13 protein-coding genes are annotated in these 15950 nt (G+C 72.1%); 7 read left to right on the top strand and 6 right to left on the bottom strand.

Translation table 11 applies throughout. The annotated features are described in order from the left end of the window. A partial coding sequence (locus ACFW2Y_RS19900; protein ID WP_384880706.1) for a LacI family DNA-binding transcriptional regulator occupies positions 1–956 on the bottom strand: 956 nt, incomplete at its 3' end. 371 nt (positions 957–1327) lie between these two features. Between ACFW2Y_RS19900 and ACFW2Y_RS19895 the strand changes: the two genes are divergently transcribed. The 5 genes from ACFW2Y_RS19895 to ACFW2Y_RS19875 all read left to right on the top strand — a co-directional run bounded on the left by ACFW2Y_RS19895 (position 1328) and on the right by ACFW2Y_RS19875 (position 7308). After that, entirely contained in the window at positions 1328–2665 is a 1338-nt protein-coding gene (locus ACFW2Y_RS19895; RefSeq protein ID WP_384880702.1) for an ABC transporter substrate-binding protein, read from the top strand. A gap of 89 nt (positions 2666–2754) precedes the next feature. Beyond that, positions 2755–3762 (top strand): carbohydrate ABC transporter permease, encoded by a 1008-nt coding sequence (locus ACFW2Y_RS19890; protein WP_384880699.1) that lies wholly within the window; start codon positions 2755–2757, stop codon positions 3760–3762. Positions 3763–3765: 3 nt separating this feature from the next. Further along, the gene (locus ACFW2Y_RS19885) at positions 3766–4674 is read left to right on the top strand and encodes a carbohydrate ABC transporter permease (RefSeq protein ID WP_384880696.1); all 909 of its coding nucleotides are present in this window, start codon (positions 3766–3768) and stop codon (positions 4672–4674) included. Between the two features lie 50 nt (positions 4675–4724). Next, positions 4725–6167 (top strand): GH1 family beta-glucosidase, encoded by a 1443-nt coding sequence (locus ACFW2Y_RS19880; RefSeq protein WP_384880693.1) that lies wholly within the window; start codon positions 4725–4727, stop codon positions 6165–6167. A gap of 202 nt (positions 6168–6369) precedes the next feature. Next, on the top strand, positions 6370–7308 hold the full coding sequence (locus ACFW2Y_RS19875) for a glycerophosphodiester phosphodiesterase (RefSeq protein WP_384880690.1): 939 nt from the start codon (positions 6370–6372) through the stop codon (positions 7306–7308). 1135 nt (positions 7309–8443) lie between these two features. Here the strand turns inward: ACFW2Y_RS19875 and ACFW2Y_RS19870 are convergent. Then, the gene (locus ACFW2Y_RS19870; protein WP_384880687.1) at positions 8444–9391 is read right to left on the bottom strand and encodes a helix-turn-helix transcriptional regulator; all 948 of its coding nucleotides are present in this window, start codon (positions 9389–9391) and stop codon (positions 8444–8446) included. A 297-nt stretch (positions 9392–9688) separates the two neighbouring features. Next, positions 9689–9853, bottom strand: coding sequence for a hypothetical protein (locus ACFW2Y_RS19865; RefSeq protein WP_384880685.1), 165 nt, complete (start codon positions 9851–9853; stop codon positions 9689–9691). A gap of 505 nt (positions 9854–10358) precedes the next feature. On the opposite strand from ACFW2Y_RS19865, the gene ACFW2Y_RS19860 reads away from it, so the two are divergent. Then, complete coding sequence (locus ACFW2Y_RS19860) at positions 10359–11216, top strand: aminotransferase class IV (protein WP_384880682.1); 858 nt, start codon at positions 10359–10361, stop codon at positions 11214–11216. Between the two features lie 108 nt (positions 11217–11324). Here ACFW2Y_RS19860 and ACFW2Y_RS19855 read toward each other — a convergent pair whose 3' ends face one another. Continuing rightward, positions 11325–11678, bottom strand: a complete 354-nt coding sequence (locus ACFW2Y_RS19855) for an MmcQ/YjbR family DNA-binding protein (protein WP_384880679.1) — start codon at positions 11676–11678, stop codon at positions 11325–11327. 311 nt (positions 11679–11989) lie between these two features. Here ACFW2Y_RS19855 and ACFW2Y_RS19850 point away from each other — a divergent pair, with 311 nt between their 5' ends. Beyond that, positions 11990–12454, top strand: a complete 465-nt coding sequence (locus tag ACFW2Y_RS19850; protein ID WP_384880676.1) for a DUF4262 domain-containing protein — start codon at positions 11990–11992, stop codon at positions 12452–12454. A 644-nt stretch (positions 12455–13098) separates the two neighbouring features. Here ACFW2Y_RS19850 and ACFW2Y_RS19845 read toward each other — a convergent pair. Next, positions 13099–13608: an HD domain-containing protein gene (locus ACFW2Y_RS19845; RefSeq protein WP_384880673.1), complete on the bottom strand. Its 510-nt coding sequence runs from the start codon at positions 13606–13608 to the stop codon at positions 13099–13101. A 55-nt stretch (positions 13609–13663) separates the two neighbouring features. Continuing rightward, on the bottom strand, positions 13664–15928 hold the full coding sequence (locus tag ACFW2Y_RS19840; protein ID WP_384880670.1) for an MMPL family transporter: 2265 nt from the start codon (positions 15926–15928) through the stop codon (positions 13664–13666). Positions 15929–15950 lie beyond the last annotated feature (22 nt).

Genomic DNA, 15950 nt, shown 5'->3' with positions numbered 1-15950 from the left:
GCACCGTGCCGGAGCAGCATCCGTGCCATCGTGCGCCCCATCTCCCCGATGGGCTGCCGCACGCTCGTCAACGGCGGGTCCATGAGCCGCGCCGCCGGAGAGTCGTCGACCCCGACCAAGGCCACGTCCTGCGGTACCCGGCGACCCGCCTCCCTCAACGCCCCGCGCGCACCGGCCGCCATCACGTCGGAGGCGACGAAGACGGCGTCCAGGTCCGGCCTGCGGTCGAGCAGCAGCCGCATGGCACGCCGGCCGCCCTCCTCGGTGAAGTCACCGATCGCCTCGAGCGCTTCCTCGGGCGGCAGTCCCGCCTCCGCGAGTCCGGCCCGATAGCCGCCGAGCCTGGCCCTCGCCACGTACATGTCGAGCGGCCCGGCGATGGTGGCGATCCGGCTGCGACCGCGTCCCACCAGGTGGGCGACGGCCGTCCGCCCGGCAGCGACGTTGTCGGAGTCCACGTAGGGCACGGGCTCGGCTTCGGTGCGACGACCGTTCATGACCACCGGAAGTCCGAGCTCCCTGATGCGGTCGGGCAGCGGATCGTCGCCGTGGACGGAGGCGAGCAGCACGCCGTCGACCCGCTGGGCTGCGAGGTACTGCTCGAAGCGCTGCCGTTCCTGTTCGCTGCGGACCAGGGTGAGCAGGAGCTGCTTGTCGGCTTCGGCGAGTTCGGCGCTGACACCGCGGATGAGGTCGAGGAAGTAGGGCTCCGCGAAGAGCCGGGCCTCGGCTTCGGGAATGACCAGGGCCACGGCGTCGGTTCGACTTCCGGCCAGGGCACGGGCGGCTCGATCGGGAACGTAGCCGAGTTCGCTGACGGCCCTGGAGACGGCCGTTCTGGCCTGCTCGCTCACCCGGGGGGAGCCGTTGATCACCCGGGAGACCGTGCCCCGGCCGACCCCGGCCCTGGCTGCGACCTGATCCAGGGTGGGCCTGCCGCCGTGCCGTCCGCCCACGACTTCCGTGCCCCCCTCGCCCGACGACGTGCCGCTGCCGCCCGCAGGAGCGCACGACCCCCACAGAAATGGGAGCGCTCCCACTCTAGCCCGTCGCACCCGCCCCCCCTCGCGCGCCCCACCCCTTCGGGGCAACGGGCCGACGACCGCACGGCAAGCCGAAACCTCCGAAAAACCTCCCGGCAACGAATCCGTGCGCACTCCTTGACACGCGCGCTCACCGAACAGCAACCTTCCGACAGCGATGTGGGAGCGCTCCCACGCCATGCTGCACGGCCCTGCATCGAGCCCGGACCGGCACCGCCGGGTCGCCATCGGCCCGCCGGGCCCCTTGACGCGCATCGAGCACCACCTTGGACGAGGAGAGTGGAATGCACAGTTCCAGCAGCAGACGCGGACGCCGGGCGGCGATCGCGGCCGTCGCCGTCGTCGCGACCGGCACGACCCTGCTCACCGGTTGCGGCGGCGACAACGGCGACACGAGCGCCCGGGGGACGGAAAAGATCACGCTGCGGATCGGCACCTTCGGTTCCTTCGGCTACGACGACGAAACGGGAGCCAAGCTCTACGCCGCATACGAACGACTCCACCCCCACATCGAGATCGAGGAGTCGAACGTCTCCGACGGCCAGAAGTACTGGGACACGCTCAAGCTGCGCCTCTCCCAGAACAGCGGCGTCGCCGACATCCAGGCCATCGAGGTGGGCTACGTCGCCGAGGCGACCGGCGCGGCCATGGCGGACAAGTGGGTCGACCTGGGCAAGCAGGGCGGCGCGAACCTCGACGACTTCCTCGACTGGAAGGTCAAGCAGGCGACGACGGGCGACGGCCGGGTCATCGGCCTCGGCACCGACATCGGCCCCATGGCCATCTGCTACAACAAGGACCTCTTCGCCCGGGCCGGGCTGCCCACCACGCGCGAGGAGGTCGCCGCGCTGTGGGCCGGCGACTGGTCCAAGTTCCTGGCGACCGGCGAGAGGTACAAGGCCGCGGCACCCGCCGGCACCGCCTTCCACGACTCCGCGAGCGGCCTCTTCAACGCGGTCGTCTCCAGCGACCCGGTGCAGTACGCCAACGCGAACGGCGAGCTCGACTGGGAGAACAGCCCCGGCGTGAAGAAGGCCTGGGACACCGCCGTACGGGCGGCCCAGGACGGACTCACCGCCAAACTGCGCCAGTTCGACGAGAAGGGCACCTGGAACGCGGCCTTCAAGAACTCGAAGTTCGCCACGGTCGCCTGTCCGAGTTGGATGACCGGGATCATCAAGGACCAGGCGGGCCCGGCCAACCAGGGCACGTGGGACATCGCCTCGCCCCCGGTCGCCGGAAACTGGGGCGGGTCCTTCCTGGCCGTGCCCAAGGCCGGCAAGCACACGGCGGAGGCCGCCGAGCTCGCGGCCTGGCTGACCGCCCCCGAGCAGCACGCCAAGGTGTTCGCGGTCAACGGCAACATCCCCAGTTCCAGGGACACGCTCGCCTCTTCGGCGGTCCAGGAGGCCAAGCTGCCGTACTTCGGGGACACCCCGGTCGGCAAGATCTTCTCCAGCGCGGCGGCCGGCATCACCCCCGCCGCCATCAGCCGCTACGACGGCCAGGTGAAGACCTTCCTCACCGACAACGGCATCCTCGACGTCGAGCAGCGCGGCACCGAACCGGCCAAGGCCTGGGAGAACGTCAGGAAGCTGGTCGCCGACAAGATCGACCGGTAGCGGGGACCGCGCGCCGGTCCGCCGTCGTCCACGGGTGCCGGACCGGCACCGTCCGCACACCGCACGCATCGACCTGGAAGGACGCCCCCGTGGCCACCTCCGTTCGGGCGAAGCGGGACGGCGCCCCGCCGCCCGTCGCACCGCCCTCCTCCACCGGCCGGCCCCGCAGCCGCCGCACCGTCCCGCCCGGCGTGCGCAGCAGGCTCCACCGTTGGGACGCCAAGACGGTCCCGTACGTCTTCGTCGCCCCCTTCTTCCTCACCTTCGCGGCCTTCGGCCTGTTCCCGCTGCTCTACACCGGCTGGCTCTCGCTCCACCGGGTCGAACTCGGCGGCGAGCCGAGCTGGAAGGGACTGGAGAACTACACCGACCTCGCAAGCAGCGAGTTCTTCTGGAACGCGCTGCTCAACACCTTCACCATCGGGGTGATCTCGACCGTCCCCCAACTGCTCACGGCCCTGGGCCTGGCCCACCTCCTCAACTACCGGCTCCGCGGGCGCGGCTTCTTCCGGGTCGCGGTCCTCGCTCCCTACGCCACCTCGATCGCGGCGGCGACCCTGGTCTTCGCCCAACTCTTCAACACCGACTACGGAATGATCAACGGCCTCCTCGGCTGGATCGGCTTCGCCCCGGTGGACTGGGAATCGTCCAAGTGGCCGGCCCAGATCGCGATCTCGACGATCGTCACCTGGCGCTGGACCGGCTACAACGCGCTGATCTACCTGGCCGCCATGCAGGCCGTGCCCCAGGACCTCTACGAGGCCGCCTCGCTCGACGGCGCCTCGCGCTGGCGGCAGTTCATCAGCGTCACCATCCCGTCCATCCGGCCGACGATCCTCTTCACGGTGATCGTCTCCACGATCGGCGCCACCCAACTGTTCGGCGAGCCGATGCTCTACGGCGGCAGCGTCGGCATCAGCGGCGGCAGCGGCAACCAGTTCCAGACCCTGAGCCTGTTGATGTACGAGAAGGGCTGGGTGACCGGCGCGCTGGGGCAGGCCTCCGCGATCGCCTGGGTGATGCTCCTGCTGCTGCTCCTCATCGGCGGCGCCCAGGCGCTCGTCTCCCGTCACCACCGCAAGAAGCTGGGGGACTGACCCGTGGCACGCACCCTCGCGCCGCTCCGCCCTGAGAGTGCCCGACCGACCGCTCCGCCCGGCCGCCGCCTCCGCCCCGGGGCCGGCCGCCAACACCACGCGGGACCGGTGACGTACGTCCTGCTCGGCGTCGCCGCCTTCGTCTCGCTCTTCCCCCTGTACTGGAACCTGGTCGCGGCCTCGCACACCGGTGAGCGGGTCGTGGAGGCTCCGGCCCCGCTGCTACCGGGAAAGCAACTCCTGAACAACCTCGGCTTCGCCTGGAACCAGGTCGACATGGGCGAGGCCCTGGTCAACACCACGATCGTGGCGAGCCTGGTGGCCCTGTCCACCGTGCTGTTCTCCACGCTCGCGGGCTTCGCCTTCGCCAAGCTGCCCTTCCGGGGCCGGGGCGCGCTGCTCTCGCTCGTGGTCGCCACGATGACGATCCCGCCTCAGCTCAGCGTCATCCCGCTCTACCGGATCATCACGGACCTGGGCTGGTTCGACCAGCTCCAGTCCGTCGTGCTGCCCTCGCTCGTCGCCGCCTTCGGCGTCTTCTTCATGCGGCAGTTCCTCTTGGAGGCACTGCCGGTGGAGCTGGTGGAGGCGGCCCGGGTGGACGGGGCGCACAGTCTCAGGATCGTCTGGCACGTGGTCTTCCCCGTGGCGAGGCCCGCCATGGCCGTCCTCGGGATGCTGGTCTTCGTGCAGTCCTGGAACGACTTCTTCTGGCCGTTCATCGCGCTCACGCCCGACGGCAACCCCACCCTGCAGGTGGCACTGGCCGGCCTCGGGGCGGGCAACCACACCGTGGACCACGCGGTCGTGCTGACCGGTGCGCTCCTCTCCACCGTGCCGCTGCTGCTCGTCTTCGCCTTCCTCGGCAAGCACATCGTCGGCGGCATCACGGCCGGCGCCGTCAAGAACTGACCGGCCGCCCCCTCCCCCCACCTCCGCGAACCCGTTGGGAGTCCCCCTCGATGACCGCATCCGAAACCCGGCCGCTCACCGCCGTCCGCTCGTTCCCCCCCGACTTCCTGTGGGGTGCCGCCACCGCCGCGTACCAGATCGAAGGGGCGGCGGCGGAGGACGGCCGCACCCCGTCCATCTGGGACACCTTCTCGCACACCCCCGGCAAGGTCTTCGAGGGCCACACCGGTGACGTGGCGGTCGACCATTACCACCGGTTCCGCGAGGACGTCCGACTCATGGCCGAGCTCGGCCTGAACGCCTATCGGTTCTCCGTCTCCTGGTCCCGGGTCCAGCCCACCGGCCGGGGTCCGGCGGTCCAGAAGGGACTGGACTTCTACCGGGCGCTCGTCGACGAGCTGCTCGCGGTCGGCATCGAACCGGCCCTGACCCTCTACCACTGGGACCTTCCGCAGGAGCTGGAGGACGCCGGGGGATGGCCGGAGCGGGGGACGGCCGAGCGGTTCGCCGAGTACGCGGGGATCGTCGCCGATGCGGTCGGCGACCGGGTGAAGCGGTGGACCACGCTCAACGAGCCGTGGTGCAGCGCCTTCCTGGGATACGGCTCCGGGGTGCACGCCCCCGGCCGCACCGATCCGGTGGCTTCGCTCCGCGCCGCCCACCACCTCAACCTGGGGCACGGCCTCGCGGTGCAGGCCCTGCGTGCGGGGCTGCCGGCGGACCGCCAGATCGCGGTCTCGCTCAACCTGCACGAGATCCGGCCGCTGAGCGGTTCGGCCGAGGACCTGGACGCGGTTCGCCGGATCGACGCCGTCGGCAACCGGATCTGGCTGGGCCCCATGCTGGAAGGCGGCTATCCGGAGGACCTGTTGGCCGACACGGCCCACCTGACCGACTGGTCCTTCGTCCGGAACGGCGACACCGCGACCGCGAACCAACGGCTGGACCTGCTCGCACTGAACTACTACACGCCGACCGTGGTCTCGCGGGTTCCGGAAGGAGCGGAGAAGCCGCAGGACGACGGGCACGGCGACAGCGAGCACTCCCCGTGGCCGGGCGCGGACGAGGTCGCCTTCCACCGGGCTCCGGGCACCCCGACCGCCATGGGCTGGGCGGTCGACCCCGGTGGACTGTACGACCTGCTGGCCCGGACGTCCGCGGCCCGTCCCGGCCTCCCCCTGGTGGTCAGCGAGAACGGCGCGGCGTACGAGGACGTGGTGGGCCCCGACGGTTCGGTGCACGACCCGGAGCGCGCCGCCTACGTCCATGCGCACCTGGAGGCGGTGCACCGGGCGATGACGGACGGGGCGGACGTGCGCGGCTACTTCCTCTGGTCGCTGCTCGACAACTTCGAGTGGGCGTACGGCTACGCCAAACGGTTCGGCGCCGTCCGGGTGGACTACGACACCCTGGAGCGCACTCCGAAGTCCAGCGCCCGCTGGTACGGACGCGTGGCCCGCTCGGGAGAGCTGCACGCGCCCGACGGGGGCTGAGCCGGAGGCGGGGGCCTGTGGAAGGGCCGGAAGGCCTCTTCCTGCCGTCGGCGCCGCCGGTCGTGCGGCAGGGAGCTCAGCGGCCTCCTCCCCGACTGCCGTGTGGAGGTGGCCGCGCCGCGGTCGGGGGATTCGTCGTCCCGTCATGTGTCGCTCGGTGTGGAACCCCTGTCGGACCGTCAGCCGCACCTAGGCTCTGTTCATGAACCACCTCCCCCCACCCGGTGCACGACGACCCCTCCTCCGCCGCCTGGTCCACGGTCCGGCGGTGCTCGCCGTGACGCTGCTCCTCGCCGCTCCGCCCGTTCTGTCCGCCGAGCCGGCCCCCCTCCCTCCGGATGCCGCGTCCCCGGGGCCGGCGCCCGGGGGTTCGCCCTCGGCGCGCCCTTGGCTCCGGGCCGCCGGTGAGCCGCTCGTGGCCATCGCCCACCGGGGTGCCTCGTCCGCCGCTCCGGAGAACACCCTGGTCGCCGAAGAGGTCGCCCGGCGGGGCGGGGCCACGTGGATCGAGGACGACGTCCAACCCAGCAAGGACGGCGTGCCGTACGTCATGCACGATGCGACGGTCGACCGGACGACCGACGGCACGGGGGCGATCCGTTCCTTGACCTCCGCCGAGCTGGACGCCCTGGACGCCGGCTCCTGGTTCGCCCCCTCCTACGCCGGTGCCCGCGTCCCGACACTGGCCGCCCAACTGGCGGACCTCCGCGAGCGCGGTGGCAACCTCCTCCTGGAGGTCAAGGGCGCCCACAGCAAGGAGGAGGTGACCCGGATCGTGCAGGAGGTCCGGGCCGCGGACATGACCGACCGGGTCTTCGTCCAGAGCTTCGACGTCCCGTCGCTGCGGCACGTCCGCGCACTGGCGCCCGAGTTGCCGCTGGGGCTGCTGCGCGACACGCCTGACGCCGATCCGGTAGCCGTCGCGAAGGACCTGCACCTGGCCTCGTACAACGTCTCGGACCGGGGTCTGTCCACCCGCCCGGAACTGGTCGAGGAGCTGCACGCGGCGGGGGTCGCGGTGAACGTCTGGACGGTGGACGCTCCGGCCCGTTGGAAGGCGCTGGACGAGCTCGGTGTCGACGGCGTCATCACCAACCGCCCGACGGAGCTGATGGGCTGGATCTCGGCCCATGGGTCCTGAGGGGCGTCGAAGGTCCGTGCAGTTGCTTTAACGAGCGAGCCGCTGAGCCCCCGGACACAGGCTGATCACCCACTGACCAGCGGGAGCGACCCGGACCGGGAGGACGCACCGGTACGGTCTCTGCACAGGGTGATCGACGGAGGCTTCCACGAGGTTTCCGGCGCGTACATTCCCGGGATTCTCGACGAGGCCGCCCGCCAGGGCGTACCCGTGTTCACGCTCTCCACCGCCGGGCGGACCGACGAGGAGGCGCTCTTCGGGGCGGCGCGGAGGACGCTTCCCTTGGACCCGCTCGGCCCCCGCATGGTGTGGGACGCCCTCTCGGATTCGGTCTGGGATGGGCTCCACGAGCTGTGGTCTCCCCCTGTGGTCATCGTCTGGCCCGACGCCCGGCCCGTTGCGGGCGCCAAGGGCGCTTCTGGGATCGCGTTGAACATTCTCCGGGGCGTGGCCGAGTCCCTTGCTGAAGCGCCATGCACCAGCGGAAGGCCGACCCAGGTCTCGGCCTGCATTGCCCCGGCCACGAGCGCTGGAGGAACAGCGCCGCCGAAGGGCCGAGCCACTGCCGCACACACCCCTGTCACTCTGTGGGGCGCTTGCTGTCTGGTCTCCAGGGCCGACTGAAGAGAGCACGGCGGCGGCGTGGCTTGCACCCCCTTGAGCACCGGTCTCCCGGCCCGGCGGTTGCTCTTCGTCTTCGAGGTCTGTTTGTGCGCCCAGCGGCCGGGTCGGACGGTGCCGCGTCTTGGGCGGGTCCTCAGCACGGGCCAGCGGTTCGGCTTCTTGATCGCACGTGGGCAGCCCCGGCCGCGTCGGGCCGGCATGAGGCGTGCACGTGCCTCCCGCCCGGCCTCGGTGAAGGAGCGGGTGAGCTGCGGCGAGCCGCTGCGCCGTGGGCCCGTCCACCGCGTTGCGGGCCGCGGGACGCGACAGGATGACCGTGGTCACGGGTCCGTCCCGCTCGCCCCGGACAGCCGGGGCGAGGCCCTGCTCGGGCGCCACCGCGGGGGCCTCGGTCCCGAGCACCCCGGCCCCGGACGAGGCCTCGGTGGCGGGTGGGGAGGTGCCGCCGGGCGTGGGTGTCCGGGCGGCGGAGTCGGGCGCGGGCGGGACGGCGTCGGTCATGCCGGCATTGTCACGCCGCCGGGCCGTGGCCACCGGGGCGCACCACAAGGGCGCCGGAGGAGCTGGAATCGGCACCGGTCGCGGTGGCGCGGTCGGTGCGGGTGTCGAAGTCGGCGACGGGGTCGGAGGAGGTGCCGGTGCCGGGATCCGGGTCGGCGGTGAACAGGCTGATGTTCAGGCGGGCCCCGGGGGAGGCGGTCAGGTCGGCGAGACAGGTGGTCAGCCGGCCCGGCCCCAGGACCGCGTGACGCACCGGGAGCTCGGAGCCGTCGTAGAAGGGGATCGGCGCCGAGGCGCAGGCCCAGTAGAGCGGTCCGGCCACCGGGTCGCGGAGCACGTCGCGTTCGAGCCGGGCGAGGCCCGCGTTGTCGCGGCGCAGCGCCGCGGCGTGCTTGAGGTGCGGCATCATCGCGGGGGCCCACTGGGTCTCCCAGTGGGTCAGCACCCGGGTCCGCGCCCCGGGGTCGAGCAGCATGTAACGCATCATGTTGTCCGGGGCCCGGGCGCCCGGGAAGAGCCGGCGGAACCCGTCGTTGTGGGCGAGGACGTTCCACTCGGCGTCGTGGACGAACGCGACGGAGTCGCCGACCCGGTCGAGGATCCGCTGCCACACCGGGGACACCGACATGCCGGAGCTGCTGTGCAGGGGGTGCGGCGGCTGCTCCCGGCGGGTCAGCTGCCACAGGAACGCCCATTCCTGCTCGTCGAAGCGGAGGATCCGGGCGACGGCGGTGAGGAAGTCGGTGGCGGGGTGGGCGAGCTGGCCGTTCTCGAACCGGTTGTAGGTGCCCGCCGTCCGGTTCAGCAGCAGGTCCATCTGCTCCTGGCTCAGCCCGGCGGCGCGGCGCCCGGGGCCGGGGCGACGCGCGGGGAAGCCCGCGGCAACGGGGTCGAGCGCGGCCCGGCGGCCCCGGAGGATCGTCCTCAGACGGTCTCGGTCACCGGCCGGGAGTCGCATGCGGCAGCTTTCGTCGGTACGGCGCCCCGCAACCGGGCGGGGCGGGCCCGGGCATCCGGGACCGGTCCCATTATCTGCATGATCCGTCCCTGGAAAGCCGGAGGGCCGGGCGGAATACTCGGTACCGCGAACCACCGGCGCCCCGGGGTGAACGGGGGTACCGGGGCCCCGGTGGTCGGCTCCGCCGCACCCCCACGCCGAGCGGGCGCCCCGACACGTCTCAGGCATCCTGGATCCGCCGGAACGGCTGCTCTGCCTCCAGCGGTGACCTCCCGCGAGGGCAGGGAGAGCAGCACGTCATGCCCGCGGAAGGCGGCCGCGCAGGCCCCGGCTGAGTCCGTCCATGCGGCGGCGGTCGAAGTCCGCGCCGAGGGTCCGGCCGGTGCTGCCGATGAGGAAGGACAGCATGCCCCAGTAGGTGAGGAAGTCGTCGGCGAACCGCGGGTCGATGGCCGGGTGCACCGGTTCCAGGGTCTGCGCGGTCCCGTTGACCGCCGCCCGGGTGGCGGCGTCGGCGGTGACACCGTTCGGGGAGTCGAGCAGCAGACCGACCCGCAGCCGGCGCCCGGAGGGTCCCTCGACGAGGCCGACCGGCGGCCGTCGGGTCGGCGGCGTGCACCTGGACGGCGCGCAGCCGGTCCTCGACGGCCCGCACGCGCTCCGCCGCGTCGTGCTCGCCGAGGGCGTCGTCCCGGAACGCGTGCGCCCTCGTCGTTGCCTCGGAACGGGAAGTCGTCACCGCTGCCTCAGCCCCCGGTCGTGTGGAACGCACGTGGATGTGGCCGGCGCCATCATGGCGTACCAGCGGTTAACGTGCCGGGGAAACCGGACGCCCGGTCGGATGGCCGGGCCGCCGGTCCGCGCGACGGGCCGGGCGGAAGGGACAACAGGGTCAAGACGGGCAGGAGGGCTTCGGTTTCGGCCGCCGGTGCGCCGCGGTGCCCTGCGTCCGGGCCAGACTGGGGCCATGGCAACTGTCAACGGCGCTCCGGCCACCGTCGCCCAGACCACGGCCCTCGCCCTCACCACCTACGGCCACTTCACCACCCTCAGGGTGGCGGACGGTGTGGTCCGGGGGCTCAACCTGCACCTCGACCGGCTGGTGCGCGACTGCACGGCGGTCTTCGGGACGCCCCTCGACCCGGAGCGGGTCCGGTCGTACGTCCGTGCGGCGGTGCCCCGCGGGCCGGAGCCGCAGAACGTCCGGGTCACCGTCTTCGACCCTGCGCTGGACATCGGCCGTCCGGCGGAGGGCGCGGAGCCACACGTGCTGGTCACCACGCGGCCGGCCGGCACGCTGTTCCCGCCACCGCTGCGGGTGGCGACCCGGCCGTACCGCCGCGACCTCCCGGAGGTGAAGCACGTCGCGCTGTTCGGCCAGCTTGCGCTGCGTCGCGCGGCCCGCAGCGCGGGCTTCGACGATGTCCTGTTCACCGAGCCCGGGGACACCGGGGCGCGCGGCGACCGCCCGTCCGGCGCGCCGGACGGGCGGGACCGGCCGGCGGGTCCGGCGGTGGGTGCCGCGCTGTCCGAGGGCTGCACCTGGAACGTGGGGTTCGTGGACGGCGACGGCCGGGTGGTGTGGCCGGAGGCCGAGGTGTTGCCCGGAGTGACCATGGAGCTGCTGCGGCGGGCCCGGCCGGGCTCCGTGGTGAGGCGGGTGCACACGACCGGTCTCGGTGCGATGCGGGCGGTGTTCGCCACCAACGCCGCGATCGGGGTCCGCGCGGTGCGCGCCGTCGACGCGGTGACGTTCCCCGAGGACGATCCGGTCCTCGCCGAACTCCGTTCGGCCTACCGGGAGATCACGCCGGAACCGCTGTGACCGGCCGGCCGGTCCCCGGGCCGCGGCGACGCGGCTCCGGGGCCATGCACGGGGTCGCGGGGTGCGGGCCGACCGGATCGGCACGGGGGGACGCGCGGGTGCCGCGGGCTACGCGGGGGCCGCGAACTCCGGATGGCCGTCGAGCAGCCGGGGCGGCGCGGTCTGCCGCCAGGAGTCGACCACGATCGCCCGGAGCTCCGCCGCGTCGTCGACGGCGGCGAGCCGCACCCGGACCCAGGCGAACGACGCCTCGTGCCCGGCGATCCAGAACTTCTCCGGCTCCGCGAGGACCAACTCGTCGCGCTCCTCCTTCGGGCAGCGGACGGCCATCGAGGTCTCGTCGTCCGGGAGGGTCAGGAACATCTTCCCGGCGACCCGGAAGGTCGGCATGGACCACGCCTCCTTCTCGGTGGTCTCCGGCAGGGCGAGCGCGAGCGCGCGGACTTCGTCGGAAGTGCTCATGCGGCCGACCCTACGACGGTCCACCGACATCGGGTCCGGCGATCCCGGACGTCCGCCGCGCCCGCTCCCGCCCGACCCCGGCCGTGGTCGGACGCCGGGGTCCGACCGGCGCGGGCGGGGGGCTGCGGAGGCCAATGCAGTTGCCTCAGCGCCGTGGCATCCCGCCCAGCGTGGTGCCGGTCCTGATCTGTTTGGATGCCCGGGTGACTGACTCGAACGTGTCCTCGTCGTGCCCTTGCGTGCTCTGCGATCCCGCTGCCTCGGCGACCCTCCGAGCACGTCGACAGCGGGAGAACTACTGATCACGGGAGATGGCGAACGTCCGTGAGCACGGCTGGCACGTGGTGGGTGTCAGCGGCGGAGACATCCCGGACTGGTCCTTCACTGTCGGCCTGTGGCATTCCCATCGGATCCCAGATGTTGCCATGTTCGGTCTGGAGCTTCAGGGGCTGATGCACTGGGTCGATGCCGGGGCCGCCAAGCTGCGTGACGGGGCAGCGACGGAGCCCGGCACGCTGCTCCCGGGCGTCATCGAAGGGTACGAGATTCAGGTTCAACCGGTGGACATCAGCTGGCACCGCCCTCTGCTGGGCACAGCCGTCGGCTTCTACCGCCAGACCCCGGTCCCCGTCGTCCAGCTCGTCTGGCCTGACCGGGATCACCGCTGGCCGTCGGACGAGCAGGCCAGTCCGGGCTGCCGTGTACAGCCCAGCTTGTGGCTTCCGGTCGACGAGCACCCGACAGGAGTTTGGACCGAGGAGGCTGCCGAGCAGTGAGCGGATGCGAGCCGAAGGGGCTGGCGTAGGTGCCCATGGCGGCGACGGGGCTCGGGTTCCCCTGAGTACCGGTCTTCCGACCCGGCGGTTGCTCTTCGGCTTCGTGGTCTGGTGATGAGCCCCGTAGCCGGGCTGGACCGTGTCGCGTCTGGCGCGGGTCCTCGGCACGGGCCAGCGGTTCGGCTTCTTGATCGCACGTGGGCAGCCCCGGCCGCGTCGGGCCGGCACGAGGTGTGCACGTGCCTCCCGCCCGGCCTCGGTGAAGGAGCGGGTGAGCTCGGTGGCGGTCGCTCCACGCTGAAGCGGGATGCCGCGGCGGCGGAACCGGACCTCCTTGCCCGGTCGCGCCACGAACGGACATATGCCGTCCGGAAGATCGAACTGGGTGCCGTCCAGGGCGAGGAGCCGTGGTCCCCGCCACCACGCACCAGGCGCCGCTCGGCCCGGTCGCGCTTGGCTATCGCCGCGTCCGCCGACTCGGCGATGAACGCCTTCGTCAGGATTCCGATCCGCACCCGCTGGCCCGCGCCCCACCCCGGCACACGCGGGGCAACGATCTCCGCAACTCAAAGGCAACCGCATGGGGCGTCGAAGGCCCCCGTCGTCCGGGCGAAGGCCCCGGTCGTCCGGCCGGGTGCCACCGGTCAGGTCGTCTTCGCCGCTTCGGCGAGCAGGTCGGGGTTGACCACCCTCAGGATCGCCCTGATGTCGTCGGGGTCGGCCGCCGGCCAGAGGATCTCCCGGGCGGCACGGTACTTGGCGGCGAGCCGTTCCCGTTGGGCGGGCGGCAGTGCGGCGGCCCGGTCGGTGCGGCTGTTGTGCGCGTTGTCGGCGATCTTCACCAGGGTGGCCCCGGGGTCCTCCGCGATCCGGCGGAGCCCTTCCTCATAGGCCGTGTCCGGCCGGTGGGTGACGGCTTCGACGAGGGCGACGACCTCGTCGGGGACTCCGGCGGCACGCAGTCCCTCCGCCGTCCAGTCGGTGTCCTCGATGACGTCGTGCAACAGACCGGCCATGGCGAGGTGGGGGCGGCCCAACGCCTCCAGTCCCGCGGCGACCGCACGGACGTGTGCGACGTAGGGGACACCGGTCTTGTCCACCTGACCGGCGTGCGCGCGGGCGGCCAGGGCGTCCGCTTCGGCAAGCGTCTTCATGGAGCCATGATGGCCTCCGAGGTCAGGGCCGCGCACCGTCCACGGAGGGCTTTGCCTACGGCTTCTCCGCGGCTTGGAGCTCACCTTCGCCCTCGGTGTCCAGGTGCGGCAGGATCCGGTCCAACCAGCCCGGCGTCCACCAGGCGTGACGGCCGAGCAGGGTCATCACGGCGGGCACCAGCAGCAGGCGCACCACGGTGGCGTCGATGAGGACGCTGGCGGCGAGGCCGAGGCCCAGCATCTTGACGACGATGTTGTCCGAGATGATGAAGGCGGCGAAGACGCTGACCATGATCAGTGCGGCGCAGCTGATGACCCGGGCGGTGATCTCCAGGGCGTGCGCCACGCTGCCCTTGGGGTCGCCGGTGCGCAGCCAGGCCTCGCGGACCCGGGACAGCAGGAAGATCTCGTAGTCCATGCTCAGTCCGAAGACGATGGCGAACATCATCATCGGCACGTAGCTCTCGATGGGCACCTTGCCGGAGACCCCGAGTGCGGGCCCGCCCCAGCCCCACTGGAAGACGGCCACGAGCACTCCGTACGAGGCGGCGATGGAGAGCACGTTGAGCACGGCCGCCTTCACCGCGACCAGGAGGCCCCGGAAGACGACGAGGATGACCAGGAAGGCGAGGCCCACCACGACGGCGATGATCAGCGGGAGTCGGCTGGAGACGATGTCGAGGAAGTCGACCTGGGCCGCCGTGGTGCCGGTGACGTAGGTCTGGGCGTCGGTGCCGGTCACGGCCTGCGGGAGGACCTCGTCGACCAGGTGGTTGGTCAGCTCGGTCGTCTTCTCGTCCTGCGGGGAGGCAACCGAGTAGGCGGTGCCGATGAGCACGTCTCCGTCGGGGGTGGTCTGGAGCGGGGTGATGTAGGCGGCGTCGGGGACCTTGGCCAGTGCCTGTTGGAGTGCGGTGCCGAGTGCGGCCCGGTCGGCGTCGGGGACCGCCGTCTGGTCCACGACGAGGGTGAGCGGCCCGTTCGCGCCGGGACCGAAGGCCTCGGAGATCAGGTCGTACGCCCTCCGGTCGGTGAAGGACTCGGGGTCGGCGCCGTCTCCGATGTGGCCGAGTTGGATGAAGAGCAGGGGGAACGCCAGCACGAGGAGGATGAGGACGCCGCCGGTCAGGAACCGCCAGGGGCGTCGTTCGACGCGCTGGGCGTACCGGTGCCAGGTGCCGTGCGCGGGCTCCCCCGGCTTCGCGTCGGTCTCGGCCACGGGCTTGCGCAGGTGGTAGCGGTCGATGCGGCGGCCGACGAGTCCGAGCATGGCCGGGACGAGGGTGAGCGCGGCGAGCACGGCGGTGATGACCGTGAAGGCGGCGGCGAGGCCGAGTTTGCCGATGAAGGTGATTCCGGAGACCCACAGTCCGGAGAGGGCGATGATGACGGTGCATCCGGAGACGAGGACGGCACGGCCGCTGGTGGCGGTCGCGAAGGCGGCCGCTTCGGCGGGATCGTGGCCGTTCATGAGGTTCTGGCGGTGACGGGTGATGAGGAACAGGGCGTAGTCGATGCCGACGCCCAGGCCGATCATGGTGGCCAGGGTGGGTGAGACGGTGGCGAAGGTGAAGGCGGCGGCCACGAGGCCGAGGATGCCGAGTCCGCAGATCGCGCCGAGGAGTGCGGTGATCAGGGGGAGGACGGCTCCGATGACGCTGCCGAAGCCGACGAGGAGGACGAGGATCGCGACGGCGAAGCCGATGGCTTCGCTGCTGCGGTCGTCGGCCTGGGGACGGGCGAGTTCCCCGAGGCTTCCGCCGTACTCGACGGTGACGCCGGCGTCCCGGAGCGGCTGTACCGCGGTGTCGACGCCGTTGAGGTAGTCACTGCCGAGGGTGGAGGGCGGCACGCTGAAGCGGACGGTGATGTACGCGGTCTTCCCGTCGGTGGAGAGCGGGCCGGTGTTGGGCGTCCCGGCCGGGAGCGCGGGCGGGGTGGTGCCGGGCGGCGGGAGGGGGTTCTGGGCGCTGAGGACGTCGGGCAGCTTCTGCAGGTTGGCAACGGTGGAGTTGACCGCGGAGGCCTCTTGGGTCAGGGGCCCGGAGGGGCGGTTGAGGACGATCTGGGCCCCGTATCCTCCGGCAGCGGGGTCGTGCGCCTTCAGGACGCCGAGCCCTTCGGCCGACTGTACGCCGGGCAGCACGAAGTCGTCGGAGAACTGCCCGCCGACGGCACGGTCGGCGATCTGGAGTCCCGCGACGGCCGCCAGCCACAGGGCGATGACGACGATGAAGTGGCGGGCGCACCAGTGGCCGAGTCGGTGGAGGACGCCTCCGGCGGGTACGGACCGGCCCGAGGCCGGGCTTCCTGCGTTCATGGCGTTCGTGTCCGGGTAGGGA

It is taken from the genome of Streptomyces sp. NPDC058877 (assembly GCF_042742855.1).
In the GTDB taxonomy this organism is placed as follows: Bacteria; Actinomycetota; Actinomycetes; order Streptomycetales; family Streptomycetaceae; genus Streptomyces.
This window is presented reverse-complemented; position numbering and strand designations above follow the sequence as displayed.